This window comes from Bradyrhizobium sp. WSM3983 (genome assembly GCF_000473045.1).
Classification (GTDB): domain Bacteria; phylum Pseudomonadota; class Alphaproteobacteria; order Rhizobiales; family Xanthobacteraceae; genus Bradyrhizobium.
Window position 1 is genome coordinate 156,197 of sequence record NZ_AXAY01000004.1, and the last position, 21,147, is coordinate 177,343.

22 protein-coding genes are annotated in these 21,147 nt (G+C 64.1%); 15 read left to right on the plus strand and 7 right to left on the minus strand.

Annotated elements, in window-relative coordinates; genetic code table 11:
• The first annotated feature begins 223 nt into the window (after positions 1-223).
• The 3 genes from YUA_RS0108060 (at position 224) to YUA_RS0108075 (ending at position 2,594) form a co-directional block, all read left to right on the plus strand.
• On the plus strand, positions 224-1,804 hold the full coding sequence (locus tag YUA_RS0108060; protein ID WP_027530210.1) for a DEAD/DEAH box helicase: 1,581 nt from the start codon (positions 224-226) through the stop codon (positions 1,802-1,804).
• A 23-nt stretch (positions 1,805-1,827) separates the two neighbouring features.
• A complete protein-coding gene (gene infA / locus YUA_RS0108065; RefSeq protein ID WP_007599789.1) occupies positions 1,828-2,115 on the plus strand; it encodes a translation initiation factor IF-1 in 288 nt (95 codons plus the stop codon).
• Positions 2,116-2,381: 266 nt separating this feature from the next.
• The gene (locus YUA_RS0108075; RefSeq protein WP_027530211.1) at positions 2,382-2,594 is read left to right on the plus strand and encodes a cold-shock protein; all 213 of its coding nucleotides are present in this window, start codon (positions 2,382-2,384) and stop codon (positions 2,592-2,594) included.
• A 111-nt stretch (positions 2,595-2,705) separates the two neighbouring features.
• Here the strand turns inward: YUA_RS0108075 and YUA_RS0108080 are convergent, their stop codons facing one another.
• Both YUA_RS0108080 and YUA_RS0108085 read right to left on the minus strand, forming a co-directional pair.
• On the minus strand, positions 2,706-3,203 hold the full coding sequence (locus tag YUA_RS0108080; protein WP_027530212.1) for a pilus assembly protein N-terminal domain-containing protein: 498 nt from the start codon (positions 3,201-3,203) through the stop codon (positions 2,706-2,708).
• A gap of 156 nt (positions 3,204-3,359) precedes the next feature.
• On the minus strand, positions 3,360-4,187 hold the full coding sequence (locus tag YUA_RS0108085) for a sterol desaturase family protein (protein ID WP_027530213.1): 828 nt from the start codon (positions 4,185-4,187) through the stop codon (positions 3,360-3,362).
• 257 nt (positions 4,188-4,444) lie between these two features.
• Between YUA_RS0108085 and YUA_RS0108090 the strand changes: the two genes are divergently transcribed.
• The 10 genes from YUA_RS0108090 to YUA_RS0108135 all read left to right on the plus strand — a co-directional run bounded on the left by YUA_RS0108090 (position 4,445) and on the right by YUA_RS0108135 (position 13,365).
• Entirely contained in the window at positions 4,445-4,609 is a 165-nt protein-coding gene (locus YUA_RS0108090; RefSeq protein ID WP_027530214.1) for a Flp family type IVb pilin, read from the plus strand.
• Between the two features lie 77 nt (positions 4,610-4,686).
• Complete coding sequence (locus tag YUA_RS50910; RefSeq protein ID WP_198029392.1) at positions 4,687-4,827, plus strand: hypothetical protein; 141 nt, start codon at positions 4,687-4,689, stop codon at positions 4,825-4,827.
• A 125-nt stretch (positions 4,828-4,952) separates the two neighbouring features.
• The gene (locus YUA_RS0108100; RefSeq protein ID WP_027530215.1) at positions 4,953-5,477 is read left to right on the plus strand and encodes a prepilin peptidase; all 525 of its coding nucleotides are present in this window, start codon (positions 4,953-4,955) and stop codon (positions 5,475-5,477) included.
• Between the two features lie 126 nt (positions 5,478-5,603).
• Positions 5,604-6,401, plus strand: coding sequence for a Flp pilus assembly protein CpaB (gene cpaB, locus YUA_RS0108105; protein ID WP_027530216.1), 798 nt, complete (start codon positions 5,604-5,606; stop codon positions 6,399-6,401).
• Positions 6,402-6,412: 11 nt separating this feature from the next.
• Entirely contained in the window at positions 6,413-7,888 is a 1,476-nt protein-coding gene (locus YUA_RS0108110; protein ID WP_027530217.1) for a type II and III secretion system protein family protein, read from the plus strand.
• 20 nt (positions 7,889-7,908) lie between these two features.
• Positions 7,909-8,640, plus strand: coding sequence for a CpaD family pilus assembly protein (locus tag YUA_RS0108115; protein ID WP_027530218.1), 732 nt, complete (start codon positions 7,909-7,911; stop codon positions 8,638-8,640).
• Complete coding sequence (locus YUA_RS0108120) at positions 8,637-9,902, plus strand: AAA family ATPase (protein WP_027530219.1); 1,266 nt, start codon at positions 8,637-8,639, stop codon at positions 9,900-9,902. The genes YUA_RS0108115 and YUA_RS0108120 overlap by 4 nt, the downstream gene beginning before the upstream one ends.
• A 21-nt stretch (positions 9,903-9,923) precedes the next feature.
• The gene (locus tag YUA_RS0108125; protein WP_027530220.1) at positions 9,924-11,387 is read left to right on the plus strand and encodes a CpaF family protein; all 1,464 of its coding nucleotides are present in this window, start codon (positions 9,924-9,926) and stop codon (positions 11,385-11,387) included.
• Between the two features lie 16 nt (positions 11,388-11,403).
• Complete coding sequence (locus tag YUA_RS0108130) at positions 11,404-12,381, plus strand: type II secretion system F family protein (RefSeq protein WP_027530221.1); 978 nt, start codon at positions 11,404-11,406, stop codon at positions 12,379-12,381.
• A gap of 9 nt (positions 12,382-12,390) precedes the next feature.
• Positions 12,391-13,365 carry a type II secretion system F family protein gene (locus YUA_RS0108135; protein WP_027530222.1) on the plus strand — a complete coding sequence of 325 codons (975 nt, stop codon included), beginning with the start codon at positions 12,391-12,393 and terminating at the stop codon, positions 13,363-13,365.
• A gap of 63 nt (positions 13,366-13,428) precedes the next feature.
• Here the strand turns inward: YUA_RS0108135 and YUA_RS0108140 are convergent, their stop codons facing one another.
• Positions 13,429-14,241: a tetratricopeptide repeat protein gene (locus YUA_RS0108140; protein WP_027530223.1), complete on the minus strand. Its 813-nt coding sequence runs from the start codon at positions 14,239-14,241 to the stop codon at positions 13,429-13,431.
• A 339-nt stretch (positions 14,242-14,580) separates the two neighbouring features.
• The gene (locus YUA_RS0108145) at positions 14,581-14,784 is read right to left on the minus strand and encodes a hypothetical protein (protein ID WP_027530224.1); all 204 of its coding nucleotides are present in this window, start codon (positions 14,782-14,784) and stop codon (positions 14,581-14,583) included.
• Positions 14,785-14,975: 191 nt separating this feature from the next.
• Here YUA_RS0108145 and YUA_RS0108150 point away from each other — a divergent pair, with 191 nt between their 5' ends.
• Positions 14,976-16,349 (plus strand): M17 family metallopeptidase, encoded by a 1,374-nt coding sequence (locus tag YUA_RS0108150; RefSeq protein ID WP_027530225.1) that lies wholly within the window; start codon positions 14,976-14,978, stop codon positions 16,347-16,349.
• Positions 16,342-17,208 (plus strand): C40 family peptidase, encoded by an 867-nt coding sequence (locus YUA_RS0108155; protein WP_027530226.1) that lies wholly within the window; start codon positions 16,342-16,344, stop codon positions 17,206-17,208. Before YUA_RS0108150 ends, YUA_RS0108155 begins: the two co-directional genes overlap by 8 nt.
• 6 nt (positions 17,209-17,214) lie before the next feature.
• Here YUA_RS0108155 and YUA_RS0108160 read toward each other — a convergent pair whose 3' ends face one another.
• From YUA_RS0108160 to YUA_RS0108170, 3 genes are read right to left on the minus strand one after another with little or no spacing between them, the layout of a single operon-like run.
• Positions 17,215-18,852, minus strand: a complete 1,638-nt coding sequence (locus YUA_RS0108160) for an ABC transporter ATP-binding protein (protein ID WP_027530227.1) — start codon at positions 18,850-18,852, stop codon at positions 17,215-17,217.
• A gap of 7 nt (positions 18,853-18,859) precedes the next feature.
• Entirely contained in the window at positions 18,860-20,038 is a 1,179-nt protein-coding gene (locus YUA_RS0108165; protein ID WP_027530228.1) for an ABC transporter permease, read from the minus strand.
• Positions 20,038-21,147: a microcin C ABC transporter permease YejB gene (locus YUA_RS0108170; RefSeq protein ID WP_027530229.1), complete on the minus strand. Its 1,110-nt coding sequence runs from the start codon at positions 21,145-21,147 to the stop codon at positions 20,038-20,040. The genes YUA_RS0108165 and YUA_RS0108170 overlap by 1 nt, the downstream gene beginning before the upstream one ends.

Genomic DNA, 21,147 nt, shown 5'->3' on the forward strand with positions numbered 1-21,147 from the left:
GCCAGGTGAACACCTGCCTTGAAAGCGCCGCGTCAATGTTCCATATGGAGGCGGAGATCGCTTGCGAATCGAGCGATCGTTGCGAGCCGCGTGTTCTTAAGCCCGTACGGGCCTCTGGCTTGCCCCATATCTCCCAAGCCAACCGACACCCCAAACACGCAGGTGTCTTCTCGACACCCTTATGCGCGTGCCCCGCTGATTGCGCCGGGCGCCCGCTTTCGACATGGAAAGAACCCATCTTTTGACTTCCTTTCAGGACTTCGGCCTTGCCGAACCCATCGCGCGCGCTCTTCAAGAAGAGAATTACGTCACCCCCACCCCCATCCAGGCCCAGACGATTCCCACGGCGCTGACCGGCCGCGATGTCGTCGGCATCGCCCAGACCGGCACCGGCAAGACCGCGTCCTTCGCGCTGCCGATCCTGCACCGCCTGCTCGAAAACCGCATCAAGCCGCAGCCCAAGACCTGCCGCGTGCTGGTGCTGTCGCCCACCCGCGAGCTCTCGGGGCAGATCCTCGACAGCTTCAACGCCTATGGCCGCCACATCCGCCTGGCCTCAACCCTCGCCATCGGCGGCGTGCCGATGGGCCGTCAGGTCCGCGCCCTGATGCAGGGCGTTGACGTGCTGGTCGCCACCCCCGGTCGTCTGCTCGACCTCGTGCAGAGCAACGGACTGAAGCTTGGCAGCGTCGAATTCCTCGTGCTCGACGAAGCCGACCGCATGCTCGACATGGGCTTCATCAACGACATCCGTAAAATCGTAGCCAAGCTGCCGATCAAGCGGCAGACGCTGTTCTTCTCGGCCACCATGCCGAAGGACATCGCCGAGCTCGCCGATTCCATGCTGCGTGACCCCGCCCGCGTCGCGGTGACCCCGGTCTCCTCGACCGCCGAGCGCATCAATCAGCGCATCATCCAGGTCGATTTCTCGGCCAAGGCCACCTTCCTGACCAAGCTGCTGAAGGACGAGCCGATCAACCGCGCGCTGGTGTTCACCCGCACCAAGCACGGCGCCGACAAGGTCGTGAAGACGCTCGAGAGGGCCGGCATCGCTGCCAGCGCCATTCACGGCAACAAGTCGCAGAACCATCGCGAGCGCACGCTCGCCCAGTTCCGCTCCGGTGAAATCCGCACCCTGGTCGCCACCGACATCGCTGCCCGCGGCATCGACGTCGATGGCATCACCCACGTCATCAACTACGACCTGCCGAACGTGCCCGAGACCTATGTCCACCGGATCGGCCGCACTGCGCGCGCCGGCGCCGAAGGCACCGCGATCTCGCTGGTCGCAGGCGGCGAGGAGCTCAGCTACCTCCGCGACATCGAGAAGCTGATCCGCGTGGCGCTGCCGCGCGAAGACCTCCGCACCGATGCCGGCCGCCGCGATGCGGGGGCTCCCCCGGCGCAGCAACGGCAGGGCCGGCCGGGTGGCCGCCCGGGCCAGCGTCCGCAAGGCGCACGGCATGGTGAGGGACGGCGCAACGATGAACGGCATGGCGATGGACGCCACCACAGCGCCGGCAAGCAGGGCGACGGACGTCCCGGGGAAGGCCGGCATGGCGACGCGCGGCATGCTGACGGGAGGCGTGTTGACGGAAGGCCTGGCAACGGCCCAAAGGCCTCGAACTCGAAAGGGTCTCGCAGCCGTCGCTCCGGTGGAAAGATGCATTCTTCGTCGACCGACCGCCCGGAACAGCGTTCCGCGCATAGCGCGGGGGCGTCTGATGGGATACAAGGCGTGGCCTTTTTGCGCCGTGAGAGTCGGCCGAACGGCCACCCGAACCGCAAACCCCATTCGCACTAGCCGTCCACGACCTGGAGAAATTCATGGCTAAGGAAGAGCTGATCCAGTTCGAAGGACTGGTCACCGAAATCCTCCCCGACGCACGCTACCGCGTGCAACTCGACGCCGGACACGAGATCGTCGCCTACACCGCCGGCAAGATGAAGAAGAACCGCATCAAGACGCTGGCGGGAGACCGCGTGACGGTGGAGATGTCGCCCTACGACCTCGAAAAGGGCCGGCTGATTTTCCGTCACAAGGACGAACGCCCCAGCGGGATGGGCGGACCTCCCCGTCCCGGCCAGCGCGGCGGCCAGTTCCGCCGCCGCTGATCTGCTTCAAGCACGCGAGCGTGAAGTAAAATGCTGACCTGTATGCTGATCCGCCGTGACATCACGGCGGATCAAAAAATCGTGCGCCTCAGGATTGTTTTGGGGCCCTATTTCCAATAAAATGAATTAATCGATTTTCGGCCGGACGACATTAGCATCCACCGGTACAGCCGGTTCAGACACGCTGACGACCCTTCCAAAAATTCGATCTAACCGGTCCGCGCGAGCGGACTCTTACATTGTGTTATCTGAGAAGGGACTACCCCATGAGCATGGGAACCGTGAAGTGGTTTAACGCGACCAAGGGCTTCGGCTTCATCCAGCCCGACGACGGCGGCCAGGACGTTTTCGTTCACATCAGCGCCGTCGAACGCGCCGGCCTCGGCTCGCTGCGTGAAGGCCAGAAGATCTCCTACGAGATCGTCGCCGATCGCCGCTCCGGCAAGTCGGCTGCCGACAACCTCCGCGACGCAGGCTGATCTCCAGCGCGCGCACCAAACAACGAAAAAGGCCGTGCGTGATGCACGGCCTTTTTTTGTGCGGTACCGACGACGCCCGACCCTCTCGGCTGATCTTGCTAGTTTGTCTTGTTAGTTTGTCTTGGCAGCCGCGGCGCCGTTGCCGCTGGCACTGCTGCTCAGCGAGCCGGCCTGACCCATCGTGGTGCTGAAGTAATTGTCGCTGTCGCCGAGCGTGACGCGGCGCTGGCAGATCGGCAGGCAGCTATAGGACTCCCGCTCGATCCCGCGAAAGACGGTGACGAGCCGGTCGCTCGGGCCTTCGACCTGGATCTGCCGATCGACCAGGATCTCGCCGCCGCGGTCGAGCGCGATGAAGTTGGTGGCGCCGTAACCCTTGCCGGTGACGACGATCATCCCGCCGGGCTGCAACGTCACGTCGGCGATCAGCGGATTCCCGACCACAATCGTTGCCACCTTGCCCGGCAGCCGCACGAGCTTGGCCTGGTCGACATTGACCGCGATGGTATCGGCGGTGGGCTCGGCAAGGCCAATGGCCGGCGACGCCAGCATGGCAGCCGCAGCCAGGAGACAGATGCGCGCATGACGGCGCAGGAACTCTTTACGCATACTCTTACCCCGGGACGTCACAAACCGGCAGAATCGATCAGCAGACGGAGCCGGCGCCCGACCCGGTTAACCTGCCTGTAATTCGTGAACGTTCCGCAAACTCGGCAAGTATTGTTTGAACGGACTGCGTTTTTGTCGCCCGTGCCGGATGCAATCCTATTGGCGGAACGGATAGGCGAGCTGGCCGCCGATCTCCTTCGGCATGGTCGCTTCATCCTTGCCGTAATCCTGCGGCAGCTCGCCCTTCGGCATGCGGAAGGTCCCGAACAGCAGGTCCCAGATCGGAAAGGTGCCGGCAAAATTGGTGTCGCCGCCCTCTTCGAGCGAGGTGTGGTGCCAGCGGTGGAACACCGGCGTCGCCAGCAAATATCTGAATGGCCCGAAGGTCCAGTTCAGGTTGGCGTGCACGAAGGCCGAATGGAAGGTCGTGAACGGGCCGACCCAGATCATCACGTTCGGCGAAATGCCGGCCATCAGCAGCACGACGTCGACGCCGATGGTACCGAGCATCAGATTGACCGGATGGAAACGGGCCGCCGAAATCCAGCTGATCTCCTCGGACGAGTGATGGATCGCATGGTACTTCCAGAACCCGCCGCCGTGAAACAGCCGATGTAGCCAGTACAGCATGAAATCGGCCAGGACCAGGAACAGCACGCCCTGCACCCACAGCGGCAGTTGCGACAGCGGGCCGTGGCCATTGTCGTAGAAGGCGATCAGCTGGTCGGCGTCGTGGATGTTGAAGACGACGCCGGCGGTGACGATCAGGAGTCCAATCCGCATGGTGCGGGCGAACACCGGAACGAAGAACCAGTAGCAGATGTCGGTGACGATCTCGCGCTTGCGCCACCATGACGGACCGGCATTGCAGGCCCAGAAATGCTCAAGCACGGTGAAAACCACCGCGAGCATGAGAGTGACGGGGATCACCTTCTCGATGGTATCGCCGAGCATCAGGGCGACTTGCATGGGTAGGCTCGACATCATCGCTACTGTTCCAGTCTGCTGATCCCCCTTACGCCTACTCCGCGAAATTTAAGGGAGGGTGAAGTTGACGGCGCGTTCGGAGCGGGGCCGAATTGAGACGGCCGCCTTAAGGCGAAATTCACTCTGGCCAAAAGCATCGCGCGAGGCGCGGGTTTGACCGATCGAATTAACTCTACCGAAAGAGCTCGGCTCACATGGTCGTCGTGTCAAGTCAGCGCCGATCGAGGCGACCTCACCCAGATGGAGTTTAGTTCATGAAGAACCTGATTGCGCGTTTCGCGAACGATGAGTCCGGCGCCACCGCCATCGAATACGGTCTGATCGCCGCCGGCATCGCGCTGGCCATCATCACCGTCGTCAACAACCTCGGCACCACGCTGAACGCCAAGTTCGGCTCGATCAGCTCCTCGCTGAAGTAAGCCGACCGGCAGGCGATGGCAAAAGCCCCGGACCTCCGGGGCCTTTGTTTTTCGGGACAGTGCGAGCTCCAGTGGCGTTGCGTAAACACACAACCGATGCCGCGGTTGCGGCGAACGAGGCGGACACGGCGCGAGGCGACGCGTCGGCCTATTGGGTCTGCCTTGCGCTGCTGCTCGCCATGGCCACGCTCGCGATGCGCATCGCCAGCATGTGGTGAGGCTGCCGCACCGGATTGCCAGCCCCCGGGGCTGCTGCGACCGTTGTCGGTTTGTTTAGCACTGCCCCCTAGCATGCGCCGACGCCCCGATCCGTGCGACAGACCCAGGCCTCAAGACGCAGCCCATGATCCTCGACCTCGCGCGCCTTCTGCTCTTCCCGGCCCTGATGGCGTTCGCAGCCGCAAGCGATCTCTTCACGATGACGATCTCGAACCGCGTGTCGCTGGCGCTGCTGGCAGGCTTCTTCGTGCTCGCCTTTGCCGGTGGCATGGCACCTTACGAGGTGCTGAGCCATGTCGGTGCCGGCGCGCTGCTCCTCCTCGTGGCCTTCACGTGCTTTGCGATGGGCTGGATGGGCGGCGGCGACGCCAAGGTCGCGGCTTCCGTGGCGCTCTGGTTCGGCTTCGCCCCATTGATGGACTTCCTGCTCTACGCTTCGCTGTTCGGCGGCGCACTGACCCTGCTCCTGCTCCAATTCCGGCAATGGCCGTTGCCTTACGGGCTTGCCGGCCAGGCCTGGCTCGCACGGCTTCATGCCAAGGAGAGCGGCATTCCCTACGGCATCGCGCTCGCACTTGGCGCACTGATGGTCTACCCCGAGACCGAATGGGTGAAAGCGATCGACCTCGCTCGCCTCGCACTGCGCTGATCGCCCCGGATAACCCTGCGTTAACGCGATTTAGATACGCCTCATTAACCATGCTTTGACGAATAGCTGGTCAACTGCCGATTACGGCGGCGTCAGCGTCGCGGCGTTCTGTGGAAAGTGAAGCGTATGAATAGGGCACGCATAGTCGTCCTGACGGTCGCCATCTGCGCCGGCGGCGTCGCCGCGTATCTGGCGAGCGGCTCTGACTCTGCGCCGCCTCCAGCGGCTCCGGTCGCGCAGCTCCCCACCACCGACGTACTGGTCGCCAAGAACGACATCGGCCTCGGACAGACCGTGAAGCCGGAAGACGTGCAGTGGCAAACCTGGCCGACCGCGACCGCCAGCGCCGCCTTTATCCGCCGCAGCGAGCGCCCCGATGGCGCAACCCAGGTCACCGGCTCGATTGCGCGCGCCCCCTTCATCCAAGGTGAGCCGATCCGCGACCAGAAGCTGGTCAAGGCCGATGGGTCCGGCTTCATGGCTGCGATCCTGCCGACCGGCATGCGCGCCATCTCCACCGAAATCTCGCCGGAGACCGGCGCGGGCGGCTTCATCCTGCCGAACGACCGCGTCGATGTGCTGCTGACGCGCCGCCTCAAGAACCCGGACCAGAGCGCCGGCGCCCAGGATATCGTCACCTCCGAGGTCATTCTGGTCAATGTCCGCGTGCTCGCCATCGACCAGGCGCCGAAGGAGAAGGACGGCCAGAACGCGGTGGTCGGCAAGACCGTGACGTTGGAGCTCAATTCCGCACAAACCCAGCTGCTGTCCTCGTCCCGCCAGGCTGGAACGCTGTCGCTGGCGCTGCGCAGCATTGCCGACGTCAAGATGAGCGAGATCACGCTCGATGAATCCGCGCAGAAGCGCGATGGCGTTTCGATCATTCGCTACGGCATTCCGACCCAGGCGGCGAAGGCACGATGAGGACAGTCGAAATGAAATGCAGGGCAGATCTGGCGACGATGCGGACCTCGATGGTTCGCGCCCTGTCGTTCTCGGCCGCTCTCGCGCTGACGCTCAACCCCGCGCTCACGCCCGTGATCGCAGCAGATTACCGTCCCGCGGCGCCGGTTGCAGCCGACGGCCAGATGAACGCACGCTTCCTCTCGCTCGGCATCGGCAAGTCGATCGTGATCGACCTGCCGCGCGACATCAAGGATGTGCTGGTTGCCGATCCCAAGATCGCCAACGCGGTGGTCCGCTCGTCCCAGCGTGCCTACATCATCGGCGCCTCGGTCGGCCAGACCAACATCGTGTTCTTCGATTCCGCCGGCCAGCAGATCGCGGCTTATGACATCGCGGTCAAGCGCGACCTCAACGGCGTGCGTGCGGCGCTGAAGCAGATACTGCCCAATTCCGACATCCAGATCGACGGTCTCGGCGACGGCGTCGTCCTGACCGGGAGCGCGGCCAACCCGCTCGAAGCACAGCAGGCCAACGACCTCGCCGCACGCCTTGCCGGCGGCCCCGACAAGGTGGTGAATTCGATCGTGGTCCGCGGCCGCGACCAGGTGATGCTGAAGGTGACGGTCGCCGAAGTCGCGCGCAGCGTCATCAAGCAGCTCGGCATCGACCTTACCGCGAACCTGAACTACGGCACCTCGGTGGTGACCTTCAGCAACTCCAACCCGTTCTCGGCGCTTGGCAAGAATCTCGTAGACGGCAACGCCCTGACCACCAAGTTCGGAGCGACGCCGTCGGTGCAGGCCACCCTGCGTGCGATGGAAACCGCAGGCGTGATCCGGACGCTGGCCGAACCGAACCTGACCGCGATCTCCGGCGAGGCCGCGACCTTCATCGCCGGCGGCGAATTCCCGGTGCCGGCGGGCTATGCCTGCGATCCCACCACGCATGTCTGTACCACCCAGATCAGCTTCAAGAAGTTCGGCATCTCGCTCAACTTCACCCCCGTGGTGCTGAGCGAGGGCAAGATCAGCCTGCACGTGATGACCGAGGTCTCGGAACTGTCGAACGAGAATGCGATCACGCTGTCGCAGGCCGTGACCTCGACCTCGGTCAACTCGCTGACGGTGCCCTCGATCAAGACCCGCCGCGCCGAGACCTCGCTGGAAATTCCCTCCGGCGGCGCGATGGCGATGGCCGGCCTGATCCAGCAGCAGACCAAGCAGGCGATCAGCGGGTTGCCGGGGCTGATGCAGCTCCCGGTCCTCGGCACGCTGTTCCGCAGCCGCGACTTCGTCAACAACACGACCGAGCTGGTCGTGATCGTAACGCCCTATGTCGTTCGCGCCGCGGCGCCAAAGGACCTGTCGCGGCCGGATGACGGCTTCGCGGCGCCCGCGGATCCCCAGGCCGAACTGATCGGCAACATCAATCGCATCTATGGCGTGCCGGGCCGGACCGAGCCGGCAAAGAACTACCGCGGCACCTACGGCTTCATCACGGACTGATGGCGGAACGGGGACATAGTATGATCACAACACGACCCCAGACCCGCTACCGCGCCGGCCTCGGTGGCGCGCTGGTCGGTATCGCGCTCGCGCTCGGCGGCTGTCAGCACGACGAGGTGGCCACCGCGTCCATTCCCGACGACTACAAGCAGCGTCATCCGATCGCTATCGAGGAACAGAACCGTTCGATCGTCGTGTTCGTCGGTCACGCCCGCGGCGGCCTGACCGCAGCCCAGCGCGCCGACGTAATGGGCGTGGCCTCGACCTGGATGCATGAGGGCACCGGCGCCATCCACATCGACGTGCCGTCCGGAACGCCCAATGCGCGTCCGGTGGCAGAATCGATGCGCGAGATTCAGGCGATGCTGGCGGCGGCGGGCGTTCCCCCGCGCGGCATCATCGCCCGTCCCTACCAGCCAGAAGACAAGCGCTTCCTGCCGCCGATCCGGCTGACCTACTCCAGGATCGCCGCGGTCGCGGGCCCCTGCGGCCTGTGGCCGGAGGACCTCGGCCCATCGATGAAGAACAAGAGCTGGTTCGAGAACAAGGACTACTACAATTACGGCTGCGCCTATCAGCGCAATATCGCGGCCATGGTCGACAATCCGTCGGACCTCGAGCAGCCGCGGTCCGAAACTCCGGCCTACACGGCGCGCCGAACTACCGCCTTCGAGAAGTATCGCAAGGGAACTCCGACGGCGGTTGCCTATCCCGAGGCCGATAAGGCCAAACTCAGCGACACGGGCAAATGATCAACTACGCGCGCCAGACTCAAGAAGAGCAGCCGGAGGCCCCTGGGCCGGTCGAGGAGCATATTGCGCCCGCGCCGCGCGTCTCGGTTCAGGCCTTCTGCGAAACCGTGGAGACTGCGGCCGCCGTACAATCGGCCGGCGAAGATCGCCGTCTCGGCAAGGCCCATCTGAAGATCCAGATGGGCGGCATGGCGGCTGCGATCGAAGCCTATCGCTCCGCACCGACGCCGAACGTGATCGTGCTCGAGAGCGACGCCCGCCATGACCTGTTGGCCGGGCTCGACCAGCTTGCCACCGTCTGCGACGCCGGTACCCGGGTGGTCGTGATCGGCCGCATCAACGACGTCATGCTCTATCGCGAGCTGGTGCGCCGCGGCGTCAGCGACTACGTGCTCGCGCCGGTTGGTGCGATCGACGTCGTCCGCTCGATCTGCAACCTGTTCTCGGCACCGGAAGCCAAGGCGGTTGGCCGCATCATTGCCGTGGTCGGCGCCAAGGGCGGCGTCGGCGCCTCCACCATCTCCCACAACGTCGCCTGGGCGATCGCACGGGACCTCGCGATGGACGCGGTGGTTGCCGATCTCGACCTCGCCTTCGGCACCGCCGGGCTCGACTACAACCAGGACCCTCCGCAGGGCATCGCCGACGCCGTGTTCTCGCCGGATCGCGTCGATACCGCCTTCATCGATCGCCTGCTGTCGAAATGCACGGATCACCTCAGCCTGCTGGCGGCGCCAGCGACGCTCGACCGGGTCTATGATTTCGGCAGCGACGCCTTCGATTCGGTGTTCGACACGCTGCGCGCGACCATGCCCTGCATCGTGCTCGACATCCCGCATCAATGGTCGGGCTGGACCAAGCGCGCTTTGATCGGCGCCGACGACATCCTGATCGTGGCGGCGCCGGACCTCGCCAATTTGCGCAACACCAAAAACCTGTTCGATCTGCTGAAAGCCGCGCGTCCCAACGACCGTCCGCCGCTGTACTGCCTGAACCAGGTCGGCGTTCCCAAGCGGCCGGAGATCGCGGCGACCGAATTCGCCAAGGCGATCGAGAGCCAACCGGTCGTCTCGATCCCGTTCGAGCCTCAGATCTTCGGCGCGGCCGCCAACAACGGCCAGATGATCGCCGAGATCTCCGCCAACCACAAGTCGATCGAAATGTTTCTCCAGATCGCCCAGCGCCTGACCGGCCGCAGCGAGACGAAGAAACAAAAGTCGTCCTTGCTTTCACCGCTGATTGAGAAGTTGCGGGGAAAATAGGTCGCCGCATGGAGTTGTTAAGTGTTCGGTAAGCGTAGCGGAACAGACACCGACCTTCGGGCTCCCAAGCCCGGCGCCGTGTCGCCAGAGCCTGCCCAGGCTCCGGCGCCGACGATGTCGCGCGCGCCGCCCCCGCCGGCCGTGGCCTCCCCGCCGCTCGCTCCCTCCCGGCCCGCGCCGGCCATGGAGACCCGCCGCTCGGACAATTATTACGAGGTCAAGGCGACCATCTTCGGCGCGCTGATCGAGGCCATCGACCTCGCCCAGCTCGCCAAGCTCGATTCCGAGTCCGCGCGCGAGGAAATCCGCGACATCGTCAACGAGATCATCGCGATCAAGAACATCGTGATGTCGATCGCCGAGCAGGAAGAGCTGCTCGACGACATCTGCAACGACGTGCTCGGCTATGGTCCGCTCGAGCCGCTACTCGCCCGCGACGACATCGCTGACATCATGGTGAACGGCGCCGGCACCGTCTTCATCGAAGTCGGCGGCAAGATCCAGCGGACCGGAATCCGCTTCCGCGACAACCAGCAGCTCCTCAATATCTGCCAACGCATCGTCAGCCAGGTCGGCCGGCGCGTCGACGAATCCTCGCCGATCTGCGACGCGCGCCTCGCCGACGGCTCCCGCGTCAACGCCATCGTACCGCCGCTCGCGATCGACGGCCCCGCGCTCACCATTCGTAAGTTCAAAAAGGACAAGCTGACGCTGGATCAGCTGGTCAAGTTCGGCGCGATCTCGCCGGAAGGCGCGGAAATCCTCCAGATTATCGGGCGTGTCCGTTGCAACGTGCTGATCTCCGGCGGTACCGGTTCGGGCAAGACCACGCTGCTCAACTGCCTGACCAACTACATCGAGCACGACGAGCGCGTCATCACCTGCGAAGACGCCGCCGAACTCCAGCTCCAGCAGCCCCACGTGGTGCGGCTCGAAACCCGGCCGCCCAACATCGAGGGCGAAGGCCAGGTCACCATGCGCGAGCTGGTGCGCAACTGTCTGCGTATGCGTCCTGAACGCATCATCGTCGGCGAAGTCCGCGGTCCGGAGGCCTTCGACCTCCTCCAGGCCATGAACACCGGCCACGACGGCTCGATGGGAACGCTGCACGCCAACAATCCCCGTGAAGCGCTGTCACGCTGCGAATCCATGATCACGATGGGCGGCTTCTCGCTGCCCTCGCGCACCATTCGCGAAATGATCTGCGCCTCGATCGACGTTATCGTCCAGGCCGCGCGCCTGCGCGACGGTTCGCGGCGCATCACCCACATCACCGAGGTGATGGGCATGGAAGGCGATACCATCATCACCCAGGACATCTTCCTTTACGACCTGGTCGGCGAGGACGCCAACGGCAAGATCATCGGCAAGCACCGCTCGACCGGTATCGGCCGCCCGAAATTCTGGGAACGCGCCCGCTATTACGGCGAAGAGAAACGCCTTGCCGCTGCGCTCGACGCCGCGGAATCGACACCGAAGGCATGAGCAGGTCGGCGCAGTCATGAACATTCAGGTCCTCGCCCTCGGCTTCCTCGCCACCGCCGCTGTCGGCGGCATCGCCTGGGTCTTCCTCTATCCGCTGCTGTCCGGCGAACGGAAGGCCGAGAACCGCCGCGCCTCGATTGCGCGCGCCGAAGCGCCCACGACCAAGCAGGCCGAGAAGACGCAGCGTTCGCGCCGCGAGCAGGTCGAGAGCTCGCTCAAGGATCTCGAGGCGAGGCGAACGCAGGAAAAGAGCGTTCCGCTTCACATCCGCATTTCGCAGGCGGGGCTCGACTGGACGCCGCAGAAATTCTGGATCGCATCCGCCGTCGTGGCGGGCGTGTTTTTCTTCGGCGCACTGTTCGGTGGCGGCGGCCTGATCGGCGCGGTCGGTCTTGCCTTTGCCGGCGGCTTCGGCCTGCCGCGCTGGGCGTTGGGCTTCCTGAAGAAGCGCCGCGAGAACAAGTTCCTGGCGGCGCTGCCCGACGCCGTCGACGTCATCGTCCGCGGCATCAAGGCCGGCTTGCCATTGTTCGAATCCATCAAGGTCGTCGCGGCCGACGCGCCCGAGCCGCTGCGCAGCGAATTCCTCCAGATCATCGAGACGCAGGCAATCGGCATGCCGCTCGGCGAGGCTTGCACGCGGCTCTACGATCGCATGCCGCTGCCGGAGGCCAATTTCTTCGGCATCGTGATATCGATCCAGCAGAAGTCGGGCGGCAACCTCTCCGAAGCGCTGGGCAACCTCTCCAAGGTGCTGCGCGACCGCAAGAAGATGAAGGAAAAGATCCAGGCAATGTCGATGGAGGCCAAGGCTTCGGCCGGCATCATAGGCTCGTTGCCGCCGATCGTGATGTTCCTCGTCTATCTCACGACGCCCGGCTACATCTCGCTGCTGTGGACCCATCCCACCGGCCAGCTCATGCTGGTCGGCTGCCTCGTCTGGATGTCGATCGGCATCATGGTGATGAAGAAGATGATCAACTTCGATTTCTGACGGTGCCGTATGGTCGATTTCCTCGTTACGAAACTGCATGACCCACACTTCATGACCATGCTGCTGGCGGCCATCGCCGCCAGTGCCACGGTGTATACGCTGGTGATGCCGCTGTTCGCCGGCGAGGGCCTCTCCAAGCGCATGAAGGCGGTGGCGAGCGAACGCGAGCGGATCCGGCAGCGCGAGCGCGAACGACTGAACAAGAGCGAAAAGGTCTCGCTGCGCCAGACGCCCAAGCAACTCGTCTCCAGGGTTGTCGAGGACTTCAACCTCACCAAATGGCTGGCGCAGGAAGCTGCGCGCGACAAGCTGATCATGGCGGGCTATCGCGGCCAGGCGCCCTACATCACATTCCTGTTCGCCCGCATGGTGGCGCCGCTCGTGCTGTTCGTCGGCTCGGTCGTCTACGTGTTCCTGATCGCGCACATGGAGAAGTCGATGCCGATCAAGATCGGCATGTGCGTCGGCGCCGCCTATGCCGGGCTTCAGGCGCCGATGCTGTTCCTCAAAAACGCGATCTCCAAGCGCCAGCTCTCGATCAAGCGCGCGTTTCCCGATGCGCTCGACCTGCTGCTGATCTGTATCGAATCCGGCATGTCGGTGGAAATGGCGTTCCGCAAGGTCGCGACCGAAATCGTGGGCCAGTCGATCGCGCTGTCCGAGGAGTTCACCCTGACCACCGCCGAGCTGTCCTATCTGCAGGACCGCAAAGTGGCGTACGAAAACCTGGCAAAGCGCACCGGCCTCGAAGGCGTCAAATCGGTGTGTCTGGCGCTTCAGCAGGCGGAACGCTACGGCACCCCGCTCGGCCAATCCTTGCGCGTCATGGCGCAGGAAAACCGCGACATGCGCATGAACGAAGCCGAGAAGAAGGCCGCCGCACTGCCGCCGAAGCTGACGGTGCCGATGATCCTGTTCTTCCTGCCGGTGCTGTTCGTCGTCATTCTCGGACCGACCGGCATCAAGATCTCCGAGCTGCACTGACGCCGGAGATTGCGGACCGCACGCGGTCCGCAGCCAATTTCAGGATCAGAAGATCGGGTCTGATCAGTCGGGCTGGCTGAGCGAGGCGACCGGCGTTCGCTTCGACGCGCCGCGCGGGCCGTCGTTGCGGTTCAGCATTTCCTTGAGATACGCGACATTGGCCGCAGCCTGGTCCGGCGGCAGGTCCGCCTTCACGATGGTCTCGGCCTCGGCGAAGCGACCCTGGAGGCCGACCACCAGGCCGAGATTCTGCCGCACCCGGGAGCTTGCACGCGGTGAAGCATAGGCTTGCCGCAGCGCCTCTTCCGCCTTCGGCAGGTCTCTCGACAGCATATAGGACAGGCCGAGATTGGAGAGCACGCCGGGATCGCCCGGCGCGATCTTCAGCGCGCTCGCATAGTAGGCGCGCGCTTCGTCGTGACGGCCCATCTGGTCGAGCGCGGTGCCCTGCACGGAGAGCAGGCGCCAGTCCGGATTGTCCGGCGAATGCGCCTTCGACAGCACGTCGAAGGCCTGCTGGAAATTACCATTGTCGGCGAGCGCGCGGCCGTATTGGGCAAGCAGCGGCTTGTTGCCGGGATTGGCGATGGTCGCCTGTTCGAGCACGGCGGCGGCCTGGGCGCGCTGGCCGTTGGCGCGCAGGGCCTGGCCATAGGCCAGCGCCACGTCGGGATCCTTGGGATTGGCGCGGTAGCGCTCGCTATAGGTCTCGATGGCGCGCGCCGGATCGGCCGGGGTGGCTTCCGCCTTCGGACCGATCGAGCCGGTCACATCGGAGAGTTTTGACATTGCCGTGCAGCCGCCGAGGCTCGCGGACGCCAGCGCGATCAGCGAGGCGGAGGCAAGAAGCCGGGCAGGACGGGACCATTGACGCATGACGCTTTGACTCTCGAGCCGATTGATCGAGCCGAACGCGCCAGCAATAGACTGTTAACCCTAATGGCCGGTTAACGCGGAGGATCGCCGCCTTGTGGCGCCATCTCACCGCCGAGGTGCGAGGCAGATGCGGATAGTCGTACGCGTCGTGCCGGCATCAACCGAGATTCAAGCGGCGCTCCTGCGCTCGATACGTGCAGCCGCGCGCAAAACGACCTAAAAGTATCCAACAATAATGCCACAACCGCAGCGCTAGGAAAGCCCTGCGACAACGCGCTCGTGAACGGCAGTTCGCAAACGAGATACGAGCGCAATCAGCAGATGGTTTCGCGAGCCCGATCAATATTCGATGGCGAGACGCTTGCGGATTTCGTCAATGCGCTTGTCGAGCGCATCGAACCGCGCATGAATCGAACGGTCATGGAGATAGAAGACGTATCCGCCGGCGAGGAACGCGAAGACCCAGTGGTGATGCTCGACATAGCCAAAGACAGCCTCGATCGCCTGGCCGATGAATGTGATCACGCCCCACACAAATTCCATTGCAATTCCTCCCGGCACGCTTCGTCTTCGGTCACCGGCGTTCTCTGCGCAACCTGGCAACCGCTGCCGGAACCTAGCATGGCTGCTTCTCTGCGAGTAGCGGCTCCCTGAGCGGTGACCGCAAAGCCGATTGCAGCCACCGCAAAACTCTGCGAAGTCTCCTCCAGCCGAATGATCTTGCGGACCCGCCAATGCCTTCCGTCTTCGAGACGTCCACGACTGCCACCCCGATCACCTTCGTCACCAAATCGAGCTGGGATACCGTGCGCGAGACGCTGCCGCCGGCGCAACGCCAGTTCGCCATCGCGAGCGCCTTTGCCGCCAAGCCGGGCGGCTATCTCGCGCTGCCCGCGCCCGACGGCGCCATCGCACGAGTGCTGTTCGGGCTCGATGACGACGGCGCCAGATCGCGCGATCCGTTCCGGCCGGGTGCCCTGCCCGGCCTGCTGCCGCCCGGCACCTATCGCTTCGCCAATGCACCGCACGATGCACGACTGGCGGCGCTCGCCTTCGCGCTCGGCAGCTACCGCTTCGCCCGTTACCGCAAAGCTGACCGCCCCGACGTCCGGCTGGTGCCGCCTGACGGCGTCGACCCCGCCGAGATCAACAGCATGGCGGATGCCGCAATGCTGGCGCGCGACCTCATCAACACGCCGTCCAACGACATGGGGCCGGAGGAGCTGGCCGCGGCCGCGCAAGAGCTCGCCGCTGAGTTCGGCGCAAGCTACGCATGCACCATCGGCGAAGATCTCAAAGCGAACTTTCCGCTGATCCACGCCGTCGGCATGGCGTCAGACCGTGCACCGCGGCTGATCGACGTCGTCTGGGGTGATCCCAGCCATCCCAAGGTGACGCTGGTCGGCAAGGGTGTCTGCTTCGACACCGGAGGGCTCGATCTGAAGCCGTCGAGCGGCATGCTGATCATGAAGAAGGACATGGGCGGCGCCGCCAACGTGCTGGCGCTGGCGCGCATGGTGATGGATGCGAAGCTGAAGGTCCGGCTGCGCGTGCTGATTCCGGCCGTCGAGAATGCGGTTTCCGGCAATGCTTTCCGCCCGCTCGACATCTTCACCTCCCGCAAGGGCATCACCGTCGAGATCGGCAACACCGACGCGGAAGGCCGGCTGGTGCTCGCCGACGCGCTGGCGCTGGCCGATGAGGAGAAGCCCGAGCTGCTGATCGATCTGGGCACGCTGACCGGCGCCGCGCGCGTCGCGCTGGGACCGGATTTACCGCCCTTTTACACCAATGATGAGACGCTGGCCGCCGACGTCGCGCGCTGTGCGGTGAAGGAGAACGATCCGTTGTGGCGCATGCCGCTGTGGCCGCCTTACGATGCGTGGCTGGACTCGAAGACCGCCACCATCACCAACGCACCGTCCGGCGGCTTCGCCGGCTCGATCACCTGCGCACTGTTCCTGCAGCGCTTCGTCGAGCAGGCCAAAAGCTGGCTGCATGTCGACATCTATGGCTGGACGCCGTCGGCCAAGCCGGCGCGGCCCGAGGGCGGCGAATGCCAGGCCGCGCGCGCCATCTACAAGGTGCTGAGCGAGCGCTATGCCTGATCCAAAACACGATCCAAGACACGATCCAAGGCTGACACCGGCGCGCGGCGACCTCGCCGCGACATATCTCAAGGGCGAGGTGCAGGCCGATCGCTTCGTCACCGGCGAGGAATTCGAGGTGGTCGCACCGATCGCGCCGGTGCGTGAGCAGCCCTCTTCGAACGCGATGCTGATGACGGAAGCGCTACGCGGCGAGCGGGTCATTGTCTACGACCGCGACGGCGAGGGCTGGACCTGGGGCCAGCTCGGCGGCGATGGCTATGTCGGCTGGCTGCCTGACGCGACGCTGATGAAGCCGACGACCGTCCCGACGCACAAGGTCAGCGCGCTGCGGACACTCGCCTTCCCCGGTCCCTCGATCAAGCTGCCGCCGGCCGACACGCTGGTGCTGGGATCGAAGCTCACGATCGTGCGCGAGGATGGCAGTTTCGCCGTCACGCACGAGGGTACCTTCCTGCCGAAAGCCCACCTCGCGCCGCTCGACCATCGCGAGCCGGACTTCGTCGCAGTCGCCGAGCGCTTCGTCGGCACGCCCTATCTCTGGGGCGGCAAGAGCAGTCTTGGCATCGACTGCTCCGGCCTGGTCCAGGTCTCGCTGACATCAGCCGGCACCGGCTGCCCGCGTGACAGCGACATGCAGCAGGCGGGACTTGGCCGCGCGTTGGAGCCGCATGAACGAAGCAGACTGCAACGCGGCGATCTGATCTTCTGGAAGGGCCACGTCGCCATCGTTCGCGACGGAAGCACGATGGTTCATGCCAACGCGCATCACATGACAACGGTGACCGAGCCGATCGAGCCCGCCATTGCGCGGATCAAGGCAGCCGGTAGCGACGTCGTCGCGATCAAGCGACTCTGACGGGATTTACGTCGCCACCGAGCCGTTGCCCGCTGTCTCCAGGCGGAAGGCTGCTGCAAACAGCGCGCGGGTGTAGTCCGTCTTGGGATTCTTGAACAGCTCTGCCGCCTGACCTTCCTCCACCACCTTGCCGCCGCGCATCACGATGAGATGGCTGGCGAGCGAGGCGACGACACGCAGATCGTGCGAGATGAACATGTAGGTGAGATCGCGCCTGCGCTGCAATTCACGCAGCAGGTCGACCATCTGCGCCTGGATGAGCATGTCGAGCGCGCTGGTCGGCTCGTCGAGCACGACGAAATCCGGCTCCAGCACCACCGCGCGCGCGATGCTGATGCGCTGGCGCTGGCCGCCGGAGAATTCGTGCGGATAGCGGAAACGCGTGTCCGGCTTCAGCCCGACGTCCTCCAGCGCCTTGACGACGCGTGCCTCGCGCTCCTCGCGCGACAGCCTTGGCTGATGCACGGTGAGGCCCTCGGCGATGATGTCGTCGATCGACATGCGCGGGCTGAGCGAGCCGAACGGGTCCTGGAACACGATCTGCATGTCGCGCCGGAAAGGCCGCATCTCCTTGAAGCGCAGGCCCTGGATGTCCTTACCCAGGAACACGATGCGTCCATTCGACGAGATCAGCCGCATCAGCGCCAGCCCGAGCGTGGTCTTGCCCGAGCCGGATTCGCCGACCACGCCGAGTGTCTCTCCCTTGCGCACGGCAACGCTGACGCCATCGACGGCCTTGATGTGGCCGACCGTCTTGCGCATCAAGCCGCGCTTGATCGGAAACCACACCTTGAGATCATCGGCCGACATCACCACCGGCGCATCCGGCTGCGGCGGCGCCGGATCGGGCTTCGGCTCCGCCGCGAGCAGATCGCGCGTATAGGGATGTTTCGGAGTCTTGAAGACCTGCTCGACCGGCCCCTGCTCGACGATCTCGCCGCCCTTCATGACACAGACGGTGTCGGCGATGCGGCGCACAATGCCGAGATCGTGGGTAATGAAGAGCAGGCTCATGCCGAGCCGGGCGCGGATCTCAGCGAGCAGCGTCAGGATCTGCGCCTGCACGGTGACGTCGAGTGCCGTGGTCGGCTCGTCCGCGATCAACAAATCCGGCTCGTTGGCGAGCGCCATCGCGATCATCACGCGCTGACGCTGACCGCCGGAGAGCTGGTGCGGATAGCTGCTCAGCCGCGTCTCCGGCTCGGGAATGCCGACCTGCGTCAGCAGCTCGAGCGTCCGCTTGCGCGCCTGCGCGTTGCTGGTCGGATTGTGCAGCTGGATGATCTCGCCGATCTGCGCCTCGATCGTATGCAGCGGATTGAGCGAGGTCATCGGCTCCTGGAAGATGATGGAGATGTCGCTGCCGCGAATTTCCCGCATCTGCCGTTCGGACTGGTCGATCAGCTCTTGTCCCTTGAAGCGGATGCTGCCCGAGGGATGCGAAGCGCTGGGATAAGGCAGCAACTTGAGGATCGAGAGCGCGCTGACCGACTTGCCGGAACCGGATTCGCCGACCAGTGCGACGCATTCGCCGCGCTTGATCTGGAACGAGATCTTGTCGACCGCAAGCGTCGTGTTGCCGCCCTGGTGGAAGGCGACCGAAAGGTCGCGCACGGCAAGCAGGGGCTGGTTGATCGCGTCCATTACGCCCTCACTTGAACGTCTTGCGCGGATCGAAGGCGTCACGCACGGCTTCGCCGATGAAAATCAACAGCGACAGCATGATCGCGACCGAGAAGAAGCCGGAGAAACCAAGCCAAGGTGCCTGCACGTTGGACTTGCCCTGCGACAGCAGCTCGCCGAGCGACGGCGAGCCGGGCGGCAGGCCGAAGCCGAGGAAATCCAGCGCGGTCAGCGTCATCACCGAGGACGACACAATGAACGGCAGGAACGTCATGGTTGCGACCATCGCGTTCGGCAACAGATGCCGGAACATGATCACTTTATTCGACACACCAAGCGCCCGCGCCGCCTGGATGTATTCGAAATTTCGTCCGCGCAAAAATTCCGCGCGCACGAGACCGACCAGCGACACCCATGAGAACAGCAGCAATATCCCGAGCAGCACGAAGAAGCCGGGCACCAGCACCGATGACAGGATCAGCAGCAGATAGAGCGAGGGGATCGCGGTCCATATCTCGATGAAACGCTGGAACAACAGGTCGACCCACCCCCCGAAATAGCCCTGAACCGCTCCGGCCGCGACGCCGATAACGGAGGAGATGATGGTCAGGGACAGGCCGAACAGCACCGAGATGCGGAAGCCGTAGATCAGCCGCGCAACCACGTCGCGGCCCTGATCGTCAGTCCCGAGCCAGTTGTATTCGAGATCACGGCAGCTTTTGAGGCCTTTCTTCTCGACGACAGGCTTACATTGCGCCTCCGTCAACATCCAGGTTGGCGGCGACGGCGCCGGCGTCGGCAGATCGAGATTGTGGGTGTCGTAGGAGTAGCGGATCAGAGGCCAGACGATGCTGCCACCTTTGTCCTTGATCAGCTTCTGCAAATAGGGATCGCGGTAGTCGGCCGCGGTTTCGAAGTCGCCTCCGAAGGTCGTCTCGGAATAGGTGACGAAGGCCGGCCAGTAGAGATGACCGTCATATTTGACGAGGAACGGCCGATCATTGGCGATCAGCTCGGCGAACAGCGACACCACGAACAGGATCATGAAGATCCAGAACGACCAGTAACCGCGTCGGTTCGCCTTGAAATTCTGCCAGCGCCGCCTGTTGAGCGGTGATGGCGCAAACGACTTGCGCGTGATCGGCACGACATCGCCGAGCGGCGACTTTGCGGTGGTTTCGATCGGAGTGGGGGCGGTCAGTGTCATCAGACCTCCCGCGCCTCGAAATCGATCCGCGGATCGATCCACATATAGGCCAGGTCGGAGATGAGGTTGACCACGAGGCCGACGAGCGAAAAGATGAAGAGCGTGCCGAACACCACAGGGTAGTCGCGGTTGAGAACGCTCTCGAAACTGAGAAGCCCCAGCCCGTCCAGTGAGAAAATGGTCTCGATCAGAAGCGAGCCCGAGAAGAAGGCGTGAATGAAGGTGCTGGGAAAGCCTGCGATGACGATGAGCATCGCGTTGCGGAAGACGTGGCCATAGAGCACTCGGTTCTCGCTGCAGCCCTTCGCGCGCGCGGTCATCACATATTGCTTGCGAATTTCGTCGAGAAACGAGTTCTTGGTCAGGAACGTCATGGTGGTGAACGCGCCGAGCCCCATGGCGATCAGCGGCAGCGTCAAATGCCAGAAGTAATCGATGATCTTCCAGTACCATGGAAATTGCGACCAGCCGTCTGACGTCAGTCCACGCAGCGGGAACCAGTTGAAGAACGAGCCCCCGGCAAACAGGATGATCAGGAGGATCGCGAACAAGAAGCCGGGAATCGCATAGCCGAGCACGAGCACGGTCGACGTCCAGGTGTCGAAGCGCGTTCCGTCCTTGACCGCCTTGCGGATGCCGAGCGGAATCGAGATCATGTAGGTCAGGAACGTCAGCCAGATGCCGAGCGAGATCGAGACCGGCAGCTTTTCCTTGACCAGCCGGAGCACGCTGACATCACGAAAATAGCTGTTGCCGAAATCGAAGCGGGCGAAATTCCACACCATCAGCGCGAAGCGTTCCGGTGCCGGCTTGTCGAAGCCGAATTGCTTCTCCAGCTTCTTGATGAAGTCGGGGTCGAGGCCCTGCGCGCCGCGATATTTCGAATTGATGGCGTCGCCGCCGGCGCCGAGCTGCCCGGGCGCGCGTTGCGCAAAATCGCCGCCGCCCGAGATGCGCGAACTGCCGCCGGTGTCGGCGCCCGAAAGCTGCGCGATCACGCGCTCGACCGGACCGCCCGGCGCGAACTGCACGACGACAAAGGACACGAAGAGGATTCCGAGCAATGTCGGGATCATCAGGAGGATGCGGCGGGCGATATAGGCGCTCAT